The sequence below is a fragment of the Geminocystis sp. NIES-3709 genome (assembly GCF_001548115.1).
Taxonomy (GTDB): Bacteria; Cyanobacteriota; Cyanobacteriia; order Cyanobacteriales; family Cyanobacteriaceae; genus Geminocystis.
The window spans coordinates 2,620,750-2,643,210 of sequence record NZ_AP014821.1 but is presented as its reverse complement, the minus strand read 5'-3'; the positions used below and the strand labels follow the sequence as shown (position 1 = coordinate 2,643,210).

At 36.9% G+C, this 22,461-nt stretch carries 26 protein-coding genes; 24 read left to right on the top strand and 2 right to left on the bottom strand.

Features of this window, described 5'->3' with window-relative positions:
- Positions 1–5 precede the first annotated feature (5 nt).
- On the top strand, positions 6–740 hold the full coding sequence (locus GM3709_RS11060; RefSeq protein ID WP_066119267.1) for a phage tail protein: 735 nt from the start codon (positions 6–8) through the stop codon (positions 738–740).
- Positions 740–3,211: a minor capsid protein gene (locus tag GM3709_RS11055; RefSeq protein WP_066119264.1), complete on the top strand. Its 2,472-nt coding sequence runs from the start codon at positions 740–742 to the stop codon at positions 3,209–3,211. The genes GM3709_RS11060 and GM3709_RS11055 overlap by 1 nt, the downstream gene beginning before the upstream one ends.
- On the opposite strand, the gene GM3709_RS11050 is transcribed toward GM3709_RS11055, so the two are convergent.
- A complete protein-coding gene (locus tag GM3709_RS11050; RefSeq protein ID WP_066119261.1) occupies positions 3,187–3,549 on the bottom strand; it encodes a hypothetical protein in 363 nt (120 codons plus the stop codon). The two genes, GM3709_RS11055 and GM3709_RS11050, sit on opposite strands and share 25 nt — an antisense overlap.
- A 47-nt stretch (positions 3,550–3,596) precedes the next feature.
- On the opposite strand from GM3709_RS11050, the gene GM3709_RS11045 reads away from it, so the two are divergent.
- The 22 genes from GM3709_RS11045 to GM3709_RS10950 all read left to right on the top strand — a co-directional run bounded on the left by GM3709_RS11045 (position 3,597) and on the right by GM3709_RS10950 (position 21,918).
- Positions 3,597–4,313: a Rha family transcriptional regulator gene (locus GM3709_RS11045; RefSeq protein ID WP_066119258.1), complete on the top strand. Its 717-nt coding sequence runs from the start codon at positions 3,597–3,599 to the stop codon at positions 4,311–4,313.
- 4 nt (positions 4,314–4,317) lie between these two features.
- Positions 4,318–4,530, top strand: a complete 213-nt coding sequence (locus tag GM3709_RS11040) for a hypothetical protein (RefSeq protein WP_066119255.1) — start codon at positions 4,318–4,320, stop codon at positions 4,528–4,530.
- 55 nt (positions 4,531–4,585) lie between these two features.
- Positions 4,586–4,795 (top strand): hypothetical protein, encoded by a 210-nt coding sequence (locus GM3709_RS11035; protein ID WP_066119252.1) that lies wholly within the window; start codon positions 4,586–4,588, stop codon positions 4,793–4,795.
- 4 nt (positions 4,796–4,799) lie between these two features.
- Positions 4,800–5,009 carry a hypothetical protein gene (locus tag GM3709_RS11030; protein ID WP_066119249.1) on the top strand — a complete coding sequence of 70 codons (210 nt, stop codon included), beginning with the start codon at positions 4,800–4,802 and terminating at the stop codon, positions 5,007–5,009.
- A 127-nt stretch (positions 5,010–5,136) separates the two neighbouring features.
- The gene (locus GM3709_RS11025) at positions 5,137–6,270 is read left to right on the top strand and encodes a DUF2213 domain-containing protein (protein ID WP_066119247.1); all 1,134 of its coding nucleotides are present in this window, start codon (positions 5,137–5,139) and stop codon (positions 6,268–6,270) included.
- Positions 6,270–6,788 (top strand): hypothetical protein, encoded by a 519-nt coding sequence (locus tag GM3709_RS11020; RefSeq protein ID WP_066119244.1) that lies wholly within the window; start codon positions 6,270–6,272, stop codon positions 6,786–6,788. The genes GM3709_RS11025 and GM3709_RS11020 overlap by 1 nt, the downstream gene beginning before the upstream one ends.
- 13 nt (positions 6,789–6,801) lie before the next feature.
- Entirely contained in the window at positions 6,802–7,725 is a 924-nt protein-coding gene (locus tag GM3709_RS11015; protein ID WP_066119241.1) for a DUF2184 domain-containing protein, read from the top strand.
- Positions 7,726–7,728: 3 nt separating this feature from the next.
- Entirely contained in the window at positions 7,729–8,217 is a 489-nt protein-coding gene (locus GM3709_RS11010) for a hypothetical protein (protein ID WP_066119238.1), read from the top strand.
- The gene (locus tag GM3709_RS11005; RefSeq protein ID WP_066119236.1) at positions 8,198–8,596 is read left to right on the top strand and encodes a hypothetical protein; all 399 of its coding nucleotides are present in this window, start codon (positions 8,198–8,200) and stop codon (positions 8,594–8,596) included. Before GM3709_RS11010 ends, GM3709_RS11005 begins: the two co-directional genes overlap by 20 nt.
- On the top strand, positions 8,589–8,996 hold the full coding sequence (locus tag GM3709_RS11000; RefSeq protein ID WP_066119234.1) for a phage virion morphogenesis protein: 408 nt from the start codon (positions 8,589–8,591) through the stop codon (positions 8,994–8,996). Before GM3709_RS11005 ends, GM3709_RS11000 begins: the two co-directional genes overlap by 8 nt.
- Positions 8,993–9,481, top strand: a complete 489-nt coding sequence (locus GM3709_RS10995; protein ID WP_066119232.1) for a Gp37 family protein — start codon at positions 8,993–8,995, stop codon at positions 9,479–9,481. Before GM3709_RS11000 ends, GM3709_RS10995 begins: the two co-directional genes overlap by 4 nt.
- Positions 9,474–9,641 (top strand): hypothetical protein, encoded by a 168-nt coding sequence (locus GM3709_RS20490; protein WP_158506722.1) that lies wholly within the window; start codon positions 9,474–9,476, stop codon positions 9,639–9,641. Before GM3709_RS10995 ends, GM3709_RS20490 begins: the two co-directional genes overlap by 8 nt.
- Positions 9,641–11,344 carry a phage tail sheath subtilisin-like domain-containing protein gene (locus tag GM3709_RS10990; protein ID WP_066119229.1) on the top strand — a complete coding sequence of 568 codons (1,704 nt, stop codon included), beginning with the start codon at positions 9,641–9,643 and terminating at the stop codon, positions 11,342–11,344. The genes GM3709_RS20490 and GM3709_RS10990 overlap by 1 nt, the downstream gene beginning before the upstream one ends.
- 4 nt (positions 11,345–11,348) lie before the next feature.
- Complete coding sequence (locus tag GM3709_RS10985; RefSeq protein WP_066119226.1) at positions 11,349–11,846, top strand: phage major tail tube protein; 498 nt, start codon at positions 11,349–11,351, stop codon at positions 11,844–11,846.
- Positions 11,846–12,364, top strand: a complete 519-nt coding sequence (locus GM3709_RS10980; protein WP_066119223.1) for a hypothetical protein — start codon at positions 11,846–11,848, stop codon at positions 12,362–12,364. Before GM3709_RS10985 ends, GM3709_RS10980 begins: the two co-directional genes overlap by 1 nt.
- Positions 12,365–12,494: 130 nt before the next feature.
- Positions 12,495–14,735 carry a phage tail tape measure protein gene (locus tag GM3709_RS10975; protein WP_066119220.1) on the top strand — a complete coding sequence of 747 codons (2,241 nt, stop codon included), beginning with the start codon at positions 12,495–12,497 and terminating at the stop codon, positions 14,733–14,735.
- 53 nt (positions 14,736–14,788) lie between these two features.
- On the top strand, positions 14,789–15,235 hold the full coding sequence (locus GM3709_RS10970) for a phage tail protein (RefSeq protein ID WP_066119217.1): 447 nt from the start codon (positions 14,789–14,791) through the stop codon (positions 15,233–15,235).
- A 5-nt stretch (positions 15,236–15,240) separates the two neighbouring features.
- The gene (locus GM3709_RS10965) at positions 15,241–15,450 is read left to right on the top strand and encodes a tail protein X (RefSeq protein ID WP_066119213.1); all 210 of its coding nucleotides are present in this window, start codon (positions 15,241–15,243) and stop codon (positions 15,448–15,450) included.
- On the top strand, positions 15,438–16,433 hold the full coding sequence (locus tag GM3709_RS10960) for a phage late control D family protein (RefSeq protein ID WP_066119210.1): 996 nt from the start codon (positions 15,438–15,440) through the stop codon (positions 16,431–16,433). Before GM3709_RS10965 ends, GM3709_RS10960 begins: the two co-directional genes overlap by 13 nt.
- Positions 16,434–16,604 carry a hypothetical protein gene (locus GM3709_RS20485; protein ID WP_158506720.1) on the top strand — a complete coding sequence of 57 codons (171 nt, stop codon included), beginning with the start codon at positions 16,434–16,436 and terminating at the stop codon, positions 16,602–16,604.
- A gap of 42 nt (positions 16,605–16,646) precedes the next feature.
- The gene (locus tag GM3709_RS10955) at positions 16,647–18,584 is read left to right on the top strand and encodes an ATP-binding protein (RefSeq protein ID WP_197671834.1); all 1,938 of its coding nucleotides are present in this window, start codon (positions 16,647–16,649) and stop codon (positions 18,582–18,584) included.
- A 403-nt stretch (positions 18,585–18,987) separates the two neighbouring features.
- Positions 18,988–21,918, top strand: coding sequence for a cellulose binding domain-containing protein (locus GM3709_RS10950; protein ID WP_066119207.1), 2,931 nt, complete (start codon positions 18,988–18,990; stop codon positions 21,916–21,918).
- 320 nt (positions 21,919–22,238) lie between these two features.
- Here GM3709_RS10950 and GM3709_RS10945 read toward each other — a convergent pair whose 3' ends face one another.
- Positions 22,239–22,460 (bottom strand): type II toxin-antitoxin system HicB family antitoxin, encoded by a 222-nt coding sequence (locus GM3709_RS10945; RefSeq protein WP_066119205.1) that lies wholly within the window; start codon positions 22,458–22,460, stop codon positions 22,239–22,241.
- Position 22,461 lies beyond the last annotated feature (1 nt).

Here is a 22,461-nt window from a genome sequence, read left to right as displayed (position 1 = left end):
GAAAAATGGTAACTATTTCTGAAAGTGCAACTTGGACTCCTGTAACGAGAGTCGAGACAACAACGGTAGCTTTAGGGGGGGATGAGATTAACTCTCCGAATCTTCAATTTAAGCAATTAGTCGATCGAACAAAATGGCTCAAAGATGCGATCGAAGGAGGGGGAGAGCCTGTTGTAGTTGTTCCTGCTGGTGCTATTCAATTATTTGCAGGAAGTTCAGCTCCTGATGGATTTTTATTGTGTCAAGGTCAGGATTTAGCAATAGCAGACTATGCAGATTTGTTCGCAGTTCTAGGAACTACTTATGGATCGGGTTCACCGGGGATAACTTTTAGAGTACCTGATTTGCGAACACGAGTACCTGTAGGAGTAGGAACAGGTTTTGATTTAGCTACAACAGGTGGATCGGCTACCCATACTCTGACTACGGATGAGATGCCTAGTCACGGTCACACGGGCGTTGAGCATACTCACACCATCACTGATCCACAACACAAACACATTGGGTTTGAGGATCAATTTTTTAATGCCATTGATTATGTCGTTACGGAATTTAATAGTGGGTCTTCTGGGGATGGTGGGGAAACTACGGGTACAGCAGCCGATGCTTACGGAACCAATGAGGCTAGTACTGGAATTACTATTAATGGCACGACGGCTGGTGTCAACAATACGGGTGGTGGCGTGGCACACAATAATATGCAACCTTACATTGTTCTGAATTACATTATTAAAACTTAATGGCTGTTAAGGATTGGTTGGGGATTACAGAAAAGACTCTTGATGCTGTGGACGGTTTGACTGATGAGCAGATGGACAGGGTGAAGAAATCGCTCGATCGTTCTTTTGCTCAGGTTAGTCGTGAGATGGTGAAGCTGTACGGTTCTCTTGATGGTGCTGACCCTGATTATATTAAGGTGCAATTATCAAAATTAAATCAGTTAAAAATTGCCCGTCAGTTATTGTCTCCCAAAGAACAGAAAAAGTTTGAACAGGAGATGAAAGACTTATTACAGCTTCAGTCTGCTAATGGGGTAAAGTATGCTGATTTGATGAAAGAGGCTCTTAGTAATCCTCCTGAATTGGTACAACAATTTGGAAATATTGATATTGGTGCTAGTGCGATCGCCCAAGATGCTAGACAAAGATTAAAGAAGCATAGTGAAGATGCGGCGCAAAAGATTATGGATGCGGTGAGTGATAATCTTTTACGGGGTGGATCGGTTGATAATTTGCGAAAAAGTATTCAGGGTGCTTTGGGTACGACTAAAGGAAGGGCGGAAAATATCGCTCGTACCGAAACTATTACTGCTTTTAATCAAGGTGCTAGAAAACGGTACGAAGGCTATGGTGCTGAGTATTTACAAATCATTGCATTGGTGGATCAACGAACGACTCCTTGGTGTAGGTATCGTCACTTGAGGATTATTAAAATTACTGATTCTGTACCTGCCTATCATTGGCGGTGTCGTAGTACCGTTGCTCCTGTCGATCCTGATTGGATCGATGAGGATGATTTGAAGTGGATGCAAGGGGAAATGGCACGGGCTAAGGATACAGGGTTAAATATTAGTGGTAAAGCTCCTTTTGATGATAAAAAGCCTAATTTCATTGTACCTAGTACTTTTAAGAAGCAAAAAGTACTAGGTACATCTTCAACACAAGCAATACCGATAGAACCTGCAAAAAACATACCTATTAAACCTGAATTATCTGAGTCTGATTCTCAAGATTTCCCTAAAGATCCAACAAATTTAACTGTTATCCGACAATTAGGGGGAAGTACTGGAGCTGAGTTAGTGGAAGACACTTCGACTGGCAAACGATATGTCAGAAAAACTGGAGCTAGTCAAGGGCATATTGAGGAGGAGTTTTACGCCGATCAGGTATATGAGGCTTTAGGAGTTCCTGTTCCCAAAACTCGTTTATATGATAAGGGGATTAAGTTGTCAGAATTTATTGAGGGGAAACCTTTATCTAGCTTTAGTGGAGATGAATTAAAAGCTATTCACAAAAAAATACAAGAGCATTTTGCTATTGATGCTATTTTAGGAAATTGGGACGTAATAGGAGTTAGTGCTGACAATATTATTGTTGATAATAATGGTATTCCTTATCGTGTTGATAATGGGGGAGCATTACGGTATCGGGCAATGGGTGAATTAAAAGAAGATCAATGGAATCGTTACCCGACTGAACTATTTACAATGAGAGATGCTAATCGTAAAACTGGAAAGGTTTATGGAGATATACAAATAACTGAAGTTTTTTCTCAGATTGAGCACATCAAAAATAATAAGAATGTTTTTGATTCACTTCCATCAGTATTAAGAACAACTCTTGTAGAAAGAACAAACGAAGCTAGTAGATTAGGTTCTATAGCAAAAACATTAAAAGCAGATCAATATAAAAATGATTACATAGATTCTTTTGTGAAACATAGCTTAGGACTAAAAGCTAATGGGATTATAGATAAATTACCTTCCTCACTAATATATACTTCCGAAAATGAAATTTATGACGAAAATAGAAAATTATTTGATGGATTGCGAGATAAAGGGGATGATTCTATTATGGGAAAACTAGAATCTTATGTGAATACAATCGGAGATTACAGTGCTATTGATGACTGGCAACGAACACAAGCAAGTCATTCATGGTCGGATGGGACTGTTCCATTGAAATGGTTGATGGCGAAATCTCGAACAGTGCCTCAAAGTGATTATTATTGGAGTTCTTATTCTGATCCAAAGACTGTTTACGATAACCATGTATCAAAATATAAAAATTATGACGAGAGCATGATTGCTTTTCAGGCTTATACTTACGAGTTATTACAAAATATAGATATGCCTAACAACAACAGAAAAGATGGAACTTTTACTATTTATCGAACAGAATCAGACGGTACAATGGAAAGAAATAATCTCGATGTTGGAGATAAACAAAAAGTAATTGTTAGGGGGGCAGCAGAATCTGGGAGTGCTTTTATGCCTGTTGAAGCTGTCGCAGGAGCTAATTTAACAATCCAAAAAGTGCCACACCATAGAATTTTAGGAACTTATTTACATAGTAGCAATAAAAATGGCGGAAGAATGTTCGCGGGGAATGAGGAGAATGAATTTGTATTTCTCCCCGAAGGAATTCCATTTGATTACGTTACGGGGGATGTTTATGAGTATGAAAACTATGCCGTGAAGCCTTCTCCATAAATTGTTGCGTTCTCTAAGGCTTTGTCTATCGTAGATTGTGCGATAGCAAATCTTTCGTTTGTTGCCAATATAAACTTGATAAATTCTTTTATCAGGTCAACATCTCGAACCATCTGATTTAGTTCAGTTACATTAGAATCGACTAAATTATATACAGGATCATTTTTTACTAAAGTTACAATTAAATCATTGCCTTTTAAGGTTTGAACAGCAAGAATTCCATTCTTAAAAAAACTTACTTTTTGCTCTACTAAGACAAGGTATTGTCCACTTGTATTCTCGAATGTAAAAAAAGATTGTTCGCCTTCTGTATTGTATTGTATATTTTTAATTTCCATATTTTTAGTATAATGTATCAGAGGATTGAGATGTTGTCGATTCTCGTTTGATTGCGATCGAGTTAGGTATTAGTCATGCTCAATTTTATCGAACTATTAAAGAGAATGAAACCGAGATTGAACAAGCGTTTGGACACCTCTGTTTTAAAACCGAGACTGTCAAAAATTCAGTTAGAGCAGTAAATGAAGTCAAATTTGCATATCTTAACGAAGACCAAGCAACTTATTTGATGACGTTATCTCGCAATACTCCTCAAGTCAAAAAGTTAAAACTAAAATTAGTTAAATCTTTTTCCCATGCCAAAAAGTTAATCACTCAGCACCAGGACACTATCAAAGAGTTGACTTTAAAACTCGCCTTAGCGAATGCCGAAAAAGACCGGGCTGTTGCGGAGAAAAACTTACTTGATACCCGTCATTATATTTCTACAGCCTTGCCCGAACCTATACAACAAAAAATTTTAGGTTATCAGGTCATCGAGAAAAAAGTAGTTGAAAAAGTGGTTTACAAAGAATCTGAGTTTTTGCGAGATAACTCGACTGTCAATAAAACGGCATTGTGCAAACGTTACGGTGTCTTAACCAAAAATGGAAAACCAGATTATGTACGATTAAATAAAATTATTAGTACTGTTAATTTGCCCTCGTCAGCATGGCATGAGGTAAAAGATATTCAGACTAACAAAGAACTTAAAACCGAATATCTATCACTCTTAGATAATGCGATCGTACAAGATAGCCGTCAACTTTGGATAGGAGAATAAACACATGGGAGATAATAACTGGACACAAACAATGACACAAAAAGAAGCATTGGAAAAAGTAGAAAGTTTAAACTTGCCTATTGCAAGTTCATTGGTATTAACTAATCTTATTATTTCTTATTCTTGGATGTCTTCACAAGACATAACGATTGATGCTACTTTTGACGAAATTATCGACTTATTTTTAGCTGATTTATCTCGTTCGCAACACAACTAAATAAATCACTCAACGGCGGTGAAATATCCGCCACGTTTAATTAATAGGAGAAAAAATGGACACAAAAAAAGAAGAATTAATGATTGACGTTGTATCATGTGCCGTTCTTGCCATGAACAAATATTTTAATAGAGAATTTAATTTTGAAGATGAAGCCGATAAATTTTTATTTGTTTCTTCGCTTTCAACTTTATTTCTAGCAGTTGCTACTGATGATGAAGTCAGAAACAAAGTTCAAAACATTATCAATGAGATGAACGAATAAAATTATGGAGACAAAAGTAATCGAAATCGAATGGACGGATTTGCTGAAACGATTAAAACACCATCGCACTCGCTTATCAATCAGCAAGGAAGAAATGAAAGATTATATCAAGGAGAAGTATGGTAAAACTTTCTGGACACTCACTAATGACCAGATTGTAGAGATTGGCACAGCGCTAGGTAAGTGTCAGGATAAGTACGATATTTTGTTTTAGTTTTAGGTTTATGCCCTGTTAAATCAGGGCGACTCCATTACTATTCGTCCTTCTTTTTTTTGTGTCACTTGTACCAATTAATCGTTATGTAGTGATATACTTTTAATTAGTTAAATGTTATATAGAGATGGATGAGATAAGAGTTGATACGGGCAAAATCTTTAAGTCTGAAAAAACTGAGGAGGGGTATCTTCGGGTTTGGATGACCGTTAGTCGTGTAGGGGATCTAGTATATCGCAATGATGACGGCTCTTCACGGACTGAATATGTCGGGCGTGAAACATTATTCGATAAAGATTCTCTGAACACGGTATGGGGTAAACCTATCACCCAAAATCATCCTCGCAAAAATGATCAATATATTTTAATTGACAGTAAAAATACCCGTGAATTTGAGCGTGGCATGACGCAACAAGGCATGGTGGTAAATCAAGATTTTCTTACAGTTGTGGGGGTGATTACTGATGGTGAATTAATTAAAAGTGTTGAATCTGGGGAAAATCAAGTATCAGCAGGATATAAGGCTAGTATTGTCGATCGAGGAGATGGCTCTTTTGAGCAAGTAAATCGAAGGTATAATCATTTCGCTGTTTTGCCAAGAGGTAGGGCAGGAGAAAATGTGAAAGTGCATTTAGATTGCTTTCGTACGGATATTGATGATTTTGAGGTTAAAAATGATGAGGGAGGAAAGGAAATGACGGTAACGGTTCATTTAGACGGGATTGGTTATCAGGTTGAACCAACTATTGCGACAGCGATCGCACAGGCTCAAACAAAATTTGATAGTCAGTTAAAAAGTTTGGAAACGGAAAAGGCTGGTTTAGAAACTAAAGTTTCTGAGGTTCAAGCAAAATTAGACAAAGCTGAGGGTGAACTAGAGGCAACTAAGCTCAAACTTGATGAGGCAATTAAACAGGATTCTTTGAGTGCTGAAATTTCTGCTCGGATGGATGTTTGGAGTGAAGTTTTGCCTAGTATCAAGGATAAAGATCAACAGTTCAAAACTGACTATGGTTTGAAAGTACCTGATATAAAAAGAGCTTATTTAGAAAAAGTCCATAATCGTACTGACCTCAAAGATAAGTCAGACGCTTACATTGATGGACTTTATGAGGCTCTGAAGCCTAATGAAAGAACGGATGCGATCGACAAGACTAATAAACATTTCGATCAGCTAAATAGCATGGGTAAGAAAAAATCCAATATGGTCGATTTGTCCGAAAAGAGAAAAAATAGACCTTTACCGGGGATGACTAAATAATGCCTATTCAAACAAGTTATGGATTTCAAAACGATAAGCTATTAAAAGGAATGAAAGCCTTTGCTACAGATGAATTTTGTTTTACGGCTTATAGTGATACGGCAATTCCTTTTGGGGTAGGTGTGGTTTATGGTGGTGCCGTAGGAAACGAGAATCGTCCAAAAATTGCTTTACCAAGTGCTACGGGATTTTTGTTTATGGGAGTCTCGTGTTTCACCCATAAACAGACAGGAGATAGTAATGATGGTTTTGGTGTACTGAATACGACAGCATCGGCACAGTATGAGATCGGAGATGATATTACTGTCAAAAAACGAGGTTACGTTTGGGTTTATTCAGAGATCGCAGTAGATATGGATGATCCTGTTTTTTTACGGCACACGGTTAACAGCGCTTTAGTGCCGGGGAATTTTCGTATTGATGCGGACACAGCAAAGGCAGATCAACTCACCAATGTTCGTTGGGCCTGCAAAACGACTGCGGCAGGATTAGCAATTTTAGAATTAAATATTCCTTAATAAGAGGTAATTAATGGTTTCTACTATATTTTTGAATGAACAATTAGAATATGTCCAGAACGAGGTCATCCAACAGGATTTTCCTGAAATGCTGATGAGTTCTGGATCGGCAATCAATATCTCTACCGATGTGCCTAGCGGTGCAGAAACCTATTCTTACCGAATACTCACTTTTTTAGGTGAGGCTGCAATTTTGGCAAATGGGGGAAATGATATTCCTATGATCAACGCCTATGCTGAAAAAAGAACAGGCTATGTACGGACTGTTGTTGACGGTTACGAGTACGGGATTGAAGATCTGGAATCTGCTGAATACGCTGGGATGAACATTGATTCTTCTATGGCGATCGGAGCAAGGGAAGTCATAGAAAGAAAAGTTGATTTATTAGCTTACAACGGTGATAGTAATTTCAATTTATTGGGATTTCTCAATTATCCAAACGTTCCTTTTTACACGATTCCCAATGATGGCACGGGATCGAGTACTACCTTTGCAACTAAAACGCCCGAACAGATTTACAGAGATTTAAGGGAGTTTGTTTCTGCGACTCGTATTGCAACGGCTGGAGTTGAGACTCCTGAGATTTTAGCTTTACCGATTGATCAATTCGATCGAGTGATGCAAACTCCTTATCCCACAAATAGCGCTAGTGGTGAAACCATCGGTAGTTTTTTCTTGAAAACACAAAGAATGACTCCGGGGGGAATTCAGGCAATGATTCCTATGGCTTATCTTGAGGGTAGAGGTACGGGTGGTTTAGATATGATGGTTGCTTATCGGAAACGTCTTGATAAGCTAAAACTCCATATCCCTCTTGATTTTGAGCAAATGCCTGTACAGCAAAAAGACTTGGACTTTAGAGTTGTGTGCAGAATGCGCACAGGAGGGGTTCAGATCAACAAACCTCTTGCTCTCAGATATGCGGAGGGAATATGAGACATGAGAACTGTCACTATCCGAAATAATGAAGCTCGTAGTATAACTGTTCGTTATGTTGGTGGCAAGGGAGAGGTTTCTTTCAGTCCGGGGATTAATCTTTTTGTTCCCGAACAGGAATGGAATTTTATTAAAGTTCATCCTGTGGTTAAAGTTTGGCTTGAGAAAAAAGTTCTGGACATTTTAAAATCAGCCCCAGAAACTGAGGGGAATCTTGAGGGTTTCGAGGTTTCCACAAGATCTGAAGATGATCAGCCAATCCCCCATTTACCTGCAAAATTGGGTAGTAATTCTCTCAAGCCTAACAGACAAGAATCAAAAATTTCTATTGCTGATTTGACTCAAGTAACCGTAAAAGAAGCTGAAGAAATTATTACTAAAAGTTTTGATAGGGAGGAATTAATTAAATTACAAACTCAAGATTCCAGAAAAGGAATTCAACAAGCAATCACCCTTAGATTACAAGAATTAAATGACGACACCGTTCTCTAGTTTTGCCAATGCTACTGTCACTTTTAAGGTTCGCTCAAGTGAACCCGTATATGGTGATTTTGGGCATTTAGAGGACAATTTAGAGGATTATTCGGTGTCTTGTTTCCTTGAAAAAAAGAAAATGCCAATGTCCAATTTGATGAACGAATCGAATCAGGAGGAAATTTATGTTGAGGGTAGGTGTATTAGTCCAAAAGTTTTGTCTTCAGATATTCAGCCTGAAGTCCTTGCGGATGCCTTGGTGGATGGCGTTTCTTACAAATTTCGTTACTCTCCTTCGATCGCTTCTGCGTTTTATCAAGAAAATGAAATTTTGGGGCAACGAATAAACGGTTATCTAATTCGTACTACGGTATGGGGAGGTCAGGCTAGTGGTTGATGTAACTATTTCTGGTAATGCGATTCAGGTTGTTAATGCCACTGTTGATAAGTTGAATAATGTCACTTTGTTTTTAAAGAAAGCGGCACTTTATCAAGAACGTAGTACTAAGTTAAATTTTGCTAAACAGTCTGATCCTGATGGGAATAAGTGGACGGCTTTATCTGCTAATACTTTAAAGGTCAAGAAGTCAGGTGCAATCCTGAGAGAAACAAGTGCTTTGATCAGTTCGATTAGTTCTAGTATTTCTGGGGAAGTTGCGATCGTAACCGCTAGTCAAAATTATGGGATTTTCCATCAGACGGGTACTCGTAAAATGCCTGAAAGAAAATTTTTGGGGATTAGTGATCAAGATAGAGAAAAAATTATGGAAATTGCTCAAAAGGTTTTACTGCCATGACTTACGCACTTATTGAACAGGAAATTATTACTCAGCTATTGCCAATTCGTGAGGAGTTGGGAATAGTGGTTCAGTGTTTACCTGAATTGCCTAGCTCATGGGGTTCAGTCGCTGGTACGGGGTGGGTTTCGGTTCAATGGCTCGACTCTGAATTAGAAGGCTACTCTTTAGGAGAGCAATCTGCTGAGGAAGTGGTCAATTATAAGTTAGATATTCGAGTAAAAGCGTTGAGGTCATCTCTCTATACAGTTCTAAATAAACTCAAGGAATTGCTATGGGGTTTTAAACCTAGCCTTTGTTACCGTCCGATTACCGTCAATAAGTTTAATTTTTTGGGAATGGCTGAAGATTACTGGGTGGCTCAAGGTGGTTTTACAGCTTATGTTTACGGTGGTTATTCTCAGCAAAAGATTGATTATGCTGAGTTGCCTAATTTGCAAGGGCTTCAAGTTGGCAATGTTTTCGTAGGAGAAACTGATGATTAGAAAATATCGATATGTGGGTACGGCTATAGCTTGTGTCTCCTTGAATAATCCTGTTCGAGATTTAGTATTACATCCAAATCAGGTTTATCAATTGGATCGAGAGGATCGGGTCGTGCGTGGTTGGTTTAAAAAAGGGTTATTAAAGGAGGAGATTAATTAATGGCTTTTTATCATGGTTCGGAAACGCAAATAGTTGATGTCGGGTTGCGTCCAGTTCGACAAACGAATGTGGCAGTAATTGGATTAATTGGTACTGCTCCAATGTATTTAGTGGATGAAGCCGATCGCAGTTTGAACGAGCCTGTTCAGGTTTTGAACAAACGTCAAGCGGCGCAATTATTTGGTAGCGATCGAGTTGGTTATACGATTCCTCAAGCCTTAAATGCAATTTTTGATCAGGTTGATTCTAGCGGTGGTGTAACGGTAATTGTTGTCAATGTTCTTGATGGGTATAGCGCTGTACTAACTACTGAGATTGAAGATGAAGAATTTACTTTTGAGGAGGGAATAATTACTCTTTCTCCCAGACTTTCTGCGGTTGTAATCACTGATGGTGATGTTGTTACCTATGACGAAGAAGACGATTACATTGTTGATTACGCTACGGGGATTGTTAGTTTAGTTGATGGCGGTGCAATTGCTGAAGATGCCACTGTGGAAGTGACTTATAGCTTTTTCACTGGAGGAAATAAAACTTCTGTTACTGAGGAAAATAAAACTTTTACCGCTAGTGACACAATTCAATTACCAGAAGGATTAAGTGGTGTTGTGGTCAAAGGTTCTGGTGGTACTCCTACCTATGTGCTAAACACTGATTACACGGTTAATAGTGTGACTGGAGTTATTACCCGAAAAAGTACGGGAAGTATTTTAGCTGGTGCGACGGTCAAAGTTTCTTACACTTATTTTGATCCTAGTACTGTACAGTTATCTCAAATAATTGGAGAAACTACTGAAGAGGGTGATAGAACAGGGTTACAGGCTTTTATTGATAGCTTTAACCTTTACGGATTTTTCCCTAAAATTTTAATTGCTCCAAGTTTTTCGAGCATCAATTCGATTACTACTGCCTTAGATACGATCGCCAATACGATTGACGCTATGGCTGTTGTCGATGCTCCTCTTGGCACTGCTTATAGTGACGTGATTTCAGGGCGTGGGCCTAATAGTACAATCAATTTTAATTATTCCAGTTCTCGTTTAGTGGGCTGTTACCCTCACTTAAAAGCGTTTCGGAATGTGACAAATGCCCAAGCACTTGAGCCTTTTAGTCAACGATTTGCAGGGGTTTGGGCTAACAAAATTGAAAGTAAAGGTTTTTGGTGGAGTCCTTCTAATACTGAGATTAAAGGGATTGTGGGAACTGAATTACCTTTAGAATTTATCCCCGGCAATGCAAGTACGGAAGCCAATAATCTTAATGCCAATGGAATTGTTACTTACGCTAATTACTTCGGTAATGGAATACGGACGTGGGGGAATAGATCTTTTGCTTTTCCTAATAGTTCTAATCCTGATAATTTTATCAATATTCGCTTTTCCCAAATCGTAATCAATGAGCGAATTCGTTTATTTGCAATGCAATATGTCGATTATCCGATCAATGACGCTCTCATTGATGCCATTCTCGATAGTATTAATGCTTATTTCCGTACTTTGATTAATCAAGGTGGTTTACTGGATGGTTCAAAGGTTTATTACGAGCCTAGTGATAATCCATCTCAACAAATTGCAGACGGGCAATTGGTGTTTAGGGTGGAGATGTTACCGTCTCCTCCTGCTGAAAGATTAACTTTCTTGAGTTATTTAAACATTAACCTTGCTAATTCTTTGAATATTGGCCGTGAACCTATAGGAGTTTAATTTTATGATTCGGAGATTATCGAATTGCAGACTTTATGTTGATGGGATTGAGGGTACAGGATTATGTGAGAGTTTTAATTTACCAGAAGTTGAGATAGCTCAGGTAGAGTATGGTTCTTTGGGAATGGCGGGTGTGGTGGAATTACCCGCTTCTGTTCAGAAAATGGAAGCCTCAGCTGTTTGGTTGCATCAACCGCCTGAAATTTCTCAATTAATGCACAATCCCATAATTACTTCTCAGATTCAATTAAGGAGTGAACAAGCTACCTTTAACAGTTTGGGGGAACCTGTTTCTGGACTATATACCGCTCTATTAAGAGTGCGTCCAAAAATGATGAAGGGTGGTAATTTTACTCAGGGTGAGGCGACAAAACCTGAGACTACTTTTGCTGTGGATTACTATAGCCTGACAGTGAACGGTCAAACATTTTTTGAGGTTGATGCGATTAGTAATTCTGGTATTCGTGTTAATGGTGAATTAATTAATTTGGTAGGTAGATAATGGAAAATTTAGGATATATCGAAATTGAGCAAGGGCGATTAGATATTAGAAGAATAGCTACAGGTAGAGATATGCTCAAGGCCCTGACGGCTCAAGCTAATGGGGGTGGTTTTATCTCTACTTTAATCGCTGATGTGTGTTACTTAAATGATGCACCTTTGACCAGTGACACGGTTGAGGAGTTTGACGCTGGTATTAGTTTGGCTATTCAAGAGGTGATTTTTGAAACAAAACAATTAACTCCTGAAAGTGTAGAGAGTTACCCAAAAACTTATTTTTTGGGCGATAAAATTATTGAATTGACTGAACCGCGCAAAATTAAGCATGACAATAAAGCCAACAGAATGGCAAACGGAAATGCCAGTGCTATTGTGTTTTGGTTAATTAGTTTGCTTGTCAAGATTGATGAAAAAGTTTTGAGATATGATGATTTACTTGATTTACCAGCAGGTGAAATTCAACCTTTGATGAGCTTAGTCACTCCAAAAAAGCCACAATTTGTACGGGTGAAGACATAATTTTTGCTTGTGAAGTTTTGAATTGTAGCTTAAATGAATTTTTAGAATTTGAATCGTCTGAAGGAATTTACTGGATCCATCAGGCGATTAATTATAGGCAAAAAATTAATGAGCAAATGAAACAAAAAAGATGACTGAAGCACAATTAAGGGTAGAGATTCGGGCAGACGCAGATCAGGCTACGGGAGAAATTAACCGTCTGCAATCTGAATTATCCCAACTGAACCAAACCACGAGCGGTGTTGCTATGGGGGAGCAATTCCAAAGAGTCGGTGGGCAAATGACGGCGGTCGGGCATAATATCGTCAATACCATGTCTATGGTTGGTGGTGCGATTATTGGGGTTGCTTCGGAATACGAAACTGCTTTGGCTTCTTTCTCCAGAATTTCTGGGGTCGCTGATCAAGAATTAGATAATTTAGGAAAGGAATTTATTAATTTAAGTAAAGAGATTCCTAAATCCATTCCTGATCTGATAACGATCGGAGAAGAAGCCTCAAAAATTGGTGTTGGTAAAGAGGGAGTTATTGAATTCACGAAACTGGTGTCGCAAATGTCTGTGGCGTTCGACATTTCTGCTGAAGAAACAGGGGAAGCGGTAGGAAAATTAGCAGCGAATTTTGGAATGCTTGAAAACGGCATTCCTGACATGAAAAGACTGGAAACTCTGGGAAATGTTGTTAATAATTTAGGGGATTCTTTGGCCGCAGGTGAAGCAGGAATTATTGAGTTTGTGAAACGAACAGCCGGGCTTTATAAAACGGCAGGGATAACTGAGAATGAGTTGGCCGCTTTTGGTGCAACGATGCAAGATGTAGGGATTGTGCCTGAAACTTCTGCACGGGCTTTTGAGAATTTTGCCAATGTTTTGGCGAAGGGAGATGGCAATACTACGAGGGCTCAGGAAGGATTCAAAATGCTCGGTCTTTCCATGACGGAAATGCAATCTATGATGTTGCAAGGGAAAGGAACAGAGGCGATGCTACAACTTTTTGAGGCTATTAAAAAGACTGGGCCAGAGGCACAAATTGCGGCAGAAAAAATGTTCGGTGAATTTGGTGGTGAAGCCTTAAGAACGGCTAATTCTGCTAATGGTGCGACAAAATCTTTTGAGATTATGACCAATGCCATGTCTGGTAAAGGAACCACCCTTGAAGGTGGTTTAAATATTATGTCAGCTACTTTTGAGTCTCAAATGATTTTACTTAAAAATAGTTTGGCTAGTTTAGGTATTGCCATTGCTAGTTCTGGATTATTGGAAGGATTAATTATTTTGGTAAAGGGATTCACCGAATTTATCAGTAAAGTATCGGAAGTGAATCCTGTGATTTTAAAAGTTGGAGTGGCTTTAGGGGTAATAGTTGGAATTATAGGATTATTATTAATTCCTTTGGGATCACTGGTTTCGATTATTGGAACTATCATGACCCTAAGTTCTGCGGGAATTTTTGCAGGATTAGCGACTGCTTTTACGACGGCAACGGCTGGTGCTATTGCTTTTCTCGCTCCTCTTGCTCCGATCGTAGCGATAATCATTGCGATTGGAGTGGCTTTAATTCCTGTAATTATGTTTATCCAACAATTTGTTAAAGCAGTACAGGAGTTTGGTATTGTCAGTGGTTTATTCATGGCTTTAAAAGCGGTGGTAACAGCCGTTGGGCAAATAATTGTAGGGGTGTTTACTGGTGCGGTTGCGGCCGTTGTGGGTTTTGTGGGTGCTGTAGTGGTAGGAATAGGATCGGCAGTTGCGGCTATTGTGGGAGGAGGATTAAAAATTATTGCGGCGATCGCTAGTTGGATTGAGGAAATTTTGGGAGTTCCTCCAATTTTTAGTGACGCTTTAAATCGTTGTGCTGATATTATTTTAGGGTTTGTGGGAATCTTTATGAACGCTGGTAAGGCTTTAATGGGAGCTTTAGCAGATGGTGTTAAATCCAGTGTGGGAGCCGTAACGGGTGCAATTTCTGGAGCTATGGATCGTGTGCGATCGTTCTTACCTTTTTCGGATGCTAAAACAGGGCCTCTTTCTGATTTGACTTATTCAGGTGCTTCTATTCCTGAGACTTTAGCTCAGGGAGTCAAAGGCAATATGGGAGTCTTAGAAACGATGATGAGCTATTTGCCTTTTCCAGATTTCCCCATCATGAAAGAATCTCCTTCTGTAAATAATAGCTCCGTTTATGGTGAATCAAGTTCTGTTACTACAAATAATAATAGCTCTCCTGTTACGGTAAATATTACTTTGAATAGTACCAGTGGGAGAGATGATAGTAATTTTATTGAGCAATTACGGGCAGAGGGTGCAGAAATTGCAAGGATTGTGGAGAGAGCAATTTCTGAGCGCGATCGTACAAAATATGTACGGGCTTAATTTTCTTTTTTTCTTTTTATTTATAATAGTAATAAAGCTAAACGTATTGATATATGGCAATTTTGGCGACGTTAGGGGATTTATCGATCGAGATTTTGCTAAACGATTTTCAGAATTTTGATTTTAAAAGTGGGTACGGATTTGCGACTCATTCTAAATTGGAAGGAAAACCAAGTTTACAACAAGTAGGGGATGAGTTAGGACAAATTAGATTTGATTGTATTTTCCACAGACAATTAATAGATCCTGAATTGGGAATTTTGCAATTGAGAACTTTAGCAGAAGCAAAACGTCCTTTATCTCTGGTTTTTGGAGAAGTTTATAAAGGGCAATGGGTAATTAACGATATTCGGGAAAAACCGCTTAAGGTCAGTGTTCGGGATGAGCAAACGGTTATTAATATTTTGGGGTGCAATGTGGAGTTGAAAGAATTTGCAGGAGGGGAATTGAGAGTTGTTGATCGTTCTCTTGCTCTTAATCCTTTTCAATATTCTTCTTAAAAATTATGAGTCAATTTTTTAGGTACGAAACAAAACAAGGCGATCGTTGGGATACGGTAGCTGTTAAGTATAGAAATAATCCTTATGATTATGTTGATATTATTCAGGCAAATCCTAATTATCAAGGAAATTTCATTATTCCAGAAGGGATAATTTTATCTATTCCTGTTCGGGAAAATATCACTAGGAGAATCATACCACCATGGGAAAGGTAAGAAAACCTATTATTGGGGTGATTTATAAAGGAGTCGATGTCACCTCTGATATAACTTATTTTCTTTTAAATTTCAGGTATAGGGATAAGATTAACGGAGATTCTCCTGACCTTGAAATTGAGTTGGAAGACAGAGAAAAAATTTGGCAAAAGGAATGGTTCCCGACGACAGGGGATGCGATTTCTGCAATTTTTCAATATGAAGGGGAGGAAAATAAACTTGAGGCTAATAATTTTGAAATTGATTTATTAGATTTTTCTTTTGATAATCGCAATGGCGATCGCCTGAGAATTGGCGCACAGCAAACTCCTTTTTCTAAAAATTTAAGGGAAAAAAGATCCCAAGAATATGAAAAAATGACGTTGCTTCAAATCATCCAATCGGTTGCAAGTCGTCAGGGGTTAAAGGTTGTAGGAACAGTTTTTGATATTACTTTTGAGAGAATTACTCAAAATGAGGAGAGCGATTTAGAATTTTTGACAAGGTTAGGATCTGATTACGGACAATTATTTAAAATTGAAGGTGAAAAATTAATTTTTTATAATTATTTTCAATTAAATGGACAGCCGTCAGAATTTACCATAAATCGAAAAGATATTAAATATTTTCGTGCGAGTAAGAAATTATCTGGTATTTATAATTCGGTCAAGGTTGTTTATGAGGGGGTCAATGGTGAACCTGTTATTGGTGGTGTAATCAAGGCTAATCCTCCCAATAATTCTAAGGATGTTCTGACCATCAACGATCGGGTTGAAAACGATTTTCAGGCTTTAGCTAAAGCACAGGAAAAATTACGGCAAGCTAATGCCGACGAGTATTCTGGAGATTTAACTGTGGAGGGTGAATACCGATATATTGCTGGAATCAATTTTACGATCGAGGGTTTTGGTGCTTTTAATGGAGTGTGGCAAATTCAGGAAGTTGAACACACTTTCACCAGAGATGGTTGGTTAAGTTCAATGAAAATTTATAAGGTGGGATAAATGAAAATGACTGTAAACGGGCTTGTGTTTTATGGGTTAACTATTTGGTTGATCACAATTTTATTGTGCATCCGTACTTCTAATCTTGATGTTTTGAAGGAAGTTTCGATCGTCATCAGCAACTTAGTTAGTGGGTGGTTAGGGTACTTAGTACGTCAATTAGGGGATTAATCTTTTTTGATCAAAGAATAATTTTAACTATTATAGACAATAATGTTTTTAAATGCGTTCACTTGGGTATTTTATGAAAGATTTACATCTGCTTTTGCTTCTCCAGAATTATTAGTAAATAAAAGGGCAATTAATGAAGTAGAATTTGGAAGCTCGATCGAGTGTTTTGTAGAAATAATTTTTGAACATGAGTATAAGACTTATCAATTAAAAAGAAAGTGTTTTGCTCATCGTAATAAAGATAATAAAATAGTAATTAATCAACCGCAATTATACATGATGGTAGCAGGAGATGATGGAAAATGGCAACATCCTCTTGAACAACCAATGGATATAATTGAAAGAATTTTACCTAGAAGTTTACATCAATATTTTTTCTTTGATGGTGAACATATTGATCATCTTTTTAGAGTAGAAGAAAGACATAAAATTGCAGAAGATACGAAAGAATTAATTGGAGTAAAAGTATTAGAAAGAGCCATTTCTCATCTCAAAAATGCCCAAAAGAGTTTAAAAGATGAGTTAAATATCTTAGGAGATATAAAAATTAAAACTTTAGTTAAGCAACAAAAAGAGCAAGAAACTTTACAATTAAAATTAAAAGAAGATAATAATTTATTGACGGCTAGGTTGAGTCAATTAGACTTAGAAAAACAAAATCTTTCTAAACAAATGTTAGCCATGGGAGGCATCGAAAATTTACAATTATTAAAACAAAAATTATTAACAGATGAAAAAGAAGTTAGAAAAAATTTAGTTAATACTCAACAAGCTATAAAAAAAGAACTATCTACTAGAAGTTATTTAACATTTTTATCAAATTCTATTCAACAATTTAAGGGTATTATCGAAAATTTAAGACAAAAAGGAGAGTTACCTAGTGGTATAAAAAAGCAATTTGTACAACAATTATTAACTCAAAATAAATGTATTTGTGGTACGGAGTTATATCCAGAAAATGAACCCTATAAACAAGTAAAAAATTGGATGAATATTGCTGGAAGTAATGAAATAGAAGAAGCATCTATTCGTTTAGAAACTCAAGTTAATAATATTGAATCTCAAGAAAATCAATTTTGGATAGAAATAAATAAACATCAAGAAAATATTAATAATTGGCGTAATCATTTAGGGCAAATTGAAGATGAGTTGGATAAAATAAATCAACAATTAAGACAATATCCCGATCGAAATATTCAACAGACACAAAAACAATTAGACAATGTAGATCAGCATATTCGACAATTAACTTTAAATCAAGGAGAAATTAATTTACAATTAGAAACTATTGAAGAAGAATTAATTAACTTAGAAAAAGAGCTTAAAAAACAAGAAATTAAAGTAGAAAAACAGGCTTTAATCATGAGAAGGATAGAAGCGGCTGAAGAATCTATAAAATGTATTAATGAAGTACAAAAAAGATTAGAAAATCAATTTAGATTAGCCTTAGAAAAGAAAGTTCAAGAAATTTTTAATTCTATCTCTTTTACTCCTTATCAACCTCGTTTAAGTGAAAATTATGAGTTAAATTTAATTGAAAATACATCAGGCATTGCTTTATCAGTAGCGGCATCAACAGGAGAAAATCAAATCCTCAGTTTATCTTTTATTGGTGCAATTATTGAGATGGTTAGGGAATGGTCAAAACAAAGTAGTTTAGTCGGTTTAGATTCTAGTAAATTTCCCATAATTATGGATTCACCTTTCGGAAGTTTAGATGAAATTTATCGTCGTCAAGTAGCTAGATGTATCCCAAAATTAGCGAATCAATTAGTCGTTTTAGTCACAAAAACTCAATGGCGAAATGAAGTAGAAACGGAGATGAATCCTTATATTAATAAACAATATATCTTAGTCTATCGATCGCCAAAAGAAGATTGTCAAGAAGATTTTATTCTCATTAATGGCACAGAATATCCCTTGGTGAAAAAAAGTGAAAATCAGTTTGAATATACGGAAATTATCGAAATTAATTACTAAATATATTCCATTATTCATCAAAAAAATTTTTTATGTTATGCTAAAGTTGAGCGAAATTTTCATAAGTACCGAACCAATATTAATTGACATATCAACAAGGGGTTTAACAAGGATTTTTAAGCATCCTTACCTTGTTAGGGAATATTTAATCAAAATAACATTGATCATTTAATCTATTTTGCTACTTAAAAGAAATAGGACTTATGCACTAGCCCCTTGCTTCCGCAATTATGGAAGTAACAACCAAAGGACTTCCTATACTTGGGGGTTGGGATGCAAAAAAACTATTTTTGCGAAAGTCTTAAGAAAAACAAAAGAGGGTTAGTTTTGTCACTAAGAGATTATTCTTCCTTACGGTGACGAAATAAAAATTAATCTACTTATTTAGTTAGGAGACTCTACAATGGCTAATACCGTTGATTTTTCCCTTATTCAAAACTGGGGCTCTGGTTTTCAAGGACAACTTACCCTCTCTAATAATACTAATCTCACCCTAGAGAATTGGACTTTGACTTTTACTGCCGATTTTGACATTACCGATATTTGGCATGGTGAAATTGTCAGTCGTCAAGGTAATCAATACACTGTACGTTACCTTCCTTGGAATGCAAATATATCTCCCGGACAAAATATTAACATTGGTTTTATCGGTAAACCTGTCAATGGCATTGTCAATGAACCGAGTAACTTTATACTAAATGGTAGCTCGATCGATCCTGTTAATCCTAATCCTCTACCTATTATCACCATCGCCGATGCCAGTGTCATAGAAGGCAACCAAGGCATTAATTATTTAATCTATACTCTTATCTTAAGTTCTCCTAGTAATCAAACTGTATCGGTGAATTTTGCCACTGCCGATCATAATAGTTCTGGAGATAACAAAGCGATCGCAGATATTGATTATCAAGGTTTATCAGGTATATTAAATTTTGCTTCTGGAGAAACCACTAAAACTATTCGTGTCGCCATTAATGGAGATACTTCCTTTGAAGCCAATGAGAGTTTTTTACTTAACCTCAGTAATGCCATAGGGGCAACGATCGCTGATAATCAAGCTATTGGTACAATTATCAATGATGATCAAGCGCCACCGCCACCTATCAACGAGGGCAACATTTCCGTTAATTTTAATGTTGAAAATCAATGGAATAGCGGTTTTACAGGTAAAATTACCATTACTAATAATGGTTCAACCCCCGTCAATGGTTGGAAATTAGCCTTTAATACGCCTTTTCAAATTACTAATCTTTGGAGTGCACAACAAAATATCGCACAAAATGGATATTATGAATTATCCAACCTCAGTTGGAATAGTCAGATACCTGTCAATGGTTCGATTTCCTTTGGTTTTAATGGTGCATGGACTGAAGGAACTGTACCACAACCTACTAATTACACCTTCAATGGAACTTCATTAGATGGAGGAGGAGGAGTTACACCACCTCTACCGAGTTTTAGTATTAATGATGTCACCGTTAGAGAAGGAGATAACCCCAATGCCATATTTACCGTTACCCTTAGTAATGCCAGTCAGCAAACAGTAGAAGTGAATTATACCACTCAAAATGGTTCTGCTTTAGCTGGTTTAGATTATAATACGATCGCCGGTAAATTAACTTTTAATGCCGGGGAAACCACAAAAACTATTACAATTCCCATTCTCAATGACAATATAACAGAAGGAAACGAAACATTTAATCTTAATCTGTCTTCTCCTGTCAATGCGACTTTACAAGATGCCCAAGGTATTGCAACGATTCTTCCTCCTTTAACTCCTCCTCCTGTGAGTGAAGGTGGTTGGCAAACTAGCGGGAATCAAATTATTAATCCAGACGGTGAAGTATTTCGAGTCAGTGGGGTAAATTGGTTTGGTTTAGAAACTCGTGATTTTGCACCTCATGGATTATGGGCGAGAAATTATCGAGATATGATGGATCAAATGAAAGATCTTGGTTACAACACTATCCGATTACCTTTCTCTAATCAAATTTTTGATGCGAGTAGTATTCCTCAAAGTATTAATTATAGTTTTAATCAAGATTTGCAAGGATTAAATGGACTGCAAATTATGGATAAAATTGTTGAATATGCGGGGGAAATTGATTTAAAAATTATCCTCGATCGACATCGTCCTAGTGCAGATGGTCAATCTTCTTTATGGTACACCTCATCATACTCAGAAGCAAGATGGATTAGCGATTGGCAAATGTTAGCCCAACGTTATGCGGGAAATAATACTATTATCGGTGCAGATTTGCATAATGAGCCTCACGGTAGTGCAACCTGGGGAAGTGGAAACCTTGCCACAGATTGGCGATTAGCGGCAGAAAGAGCAGGAAATAGTATTCTTTCCGTCAATTCTGATTGGTTAATTTTTGTCGGCGGTATCGAAAGCTATAACGGAGAAAATTATTGGTGGGGTGGTAACTTAGCTGGTGCAAAAGATCATCCTGTGCGTCTTGATGTAGCTGATCGACTTGTATATACACCTCATGATTATCCGTCTTCCGTGTATCCCCAATCGTGGTTTAATAGTGGCGATTATCCCAATAATCTACCTGAATTATGGGACAAAACATGGGGATATATTCACAACGAAAAGATTGCCCCCGTGTTATTAGGAGAATTTGGTACAAAACTACAAACAACGTCCGATCGACAATGGTTAGAAACCCTGATAGACTATTTAGGAACAGGAAATGACGGTATCAATTGGACATTTTGGTCTTGGAATCCTAATTCTACGGATACTGGAGGTATTCTTAATGATGATTGGAATACGGTTAACACCAATAAACAAGATCTCTTAAATTCTCTTCTGTCTGGTCAAACTTCTTTAGCTACTGCACCCTTGAATTATTCTACATCAAATAATGATTCTCAAACCTCACTTTTTGCTTTTGATTCGGCGATAACTGAAACTGAAAACTCAGAATCGAATGACAATTTATCTTCAACTACAAGAGATATTTTGGTGGATTTCAGAGTAGAGAATCAGTGGAATAATGGTTTTACTGGTACAATTACTATTAGCAATAATGCAGAAACCGTGATCAATGGTTGGAATTTAGAGTTTGATAGTCAATTCTCGATCAAATCTCTTTGGAATGCTCAACAGAAACAGCTTACAGACGATCGATATACCGTTTCTAACCTGAATTGGAATGAACAAATTCCGATAAACGGTTCAGTTTCTTTTAGTTTCAATGGTGTTTGGACACAAGGAAACATTCCTGTACCAAATAACTATGAATTAAATGGACAAGCCTTGAGTACGAACTTAGATTCTTCAGGAGTATTTTCTGAGAATAGTTCTTTAGTTTTAGCATAACTTTGCCTATTGAAACTTTCCCCGTTTGTCTGATGATATAGCGGGGATTTTCTAAATCAAAATATTCTTGTAATTACTTCCTGTTTGTTTGAGAATCTTATGTCCAACATCATCAGGTAAATTATCAATTTGTTGATGCAGTTTTTCACGACTTGTTATTTCCATAATTTTACTGGACATAAAATACTATACAAATAATGATTTACAGCGCTTTTTTTTCAATTTGGAAAACTACACTCTAAGATTATAGGTAATGCCTATTTTATATTTATCATTAAATTTGTGGTTTATTAATCTGAAAACTGCTGTAAAACTAAAATTTAAGCAAAAACAAAGGTTTTAGGTTGAGGTAAATCTTTGCCATCTTCTTGATATTCTTCCATAATTAACTCTAAAACTTCTTGCCCATTTTTTAAGGCTTCTTCATAGGTTTTGCCATGAGTAATTGGTTGCATTTCATTTTTAAAATTAGGTAAAAATACGACAAAACAGTTATCTTTATTACTCCATTGAATAGTAATTGTATAATTAAATTTACTCATA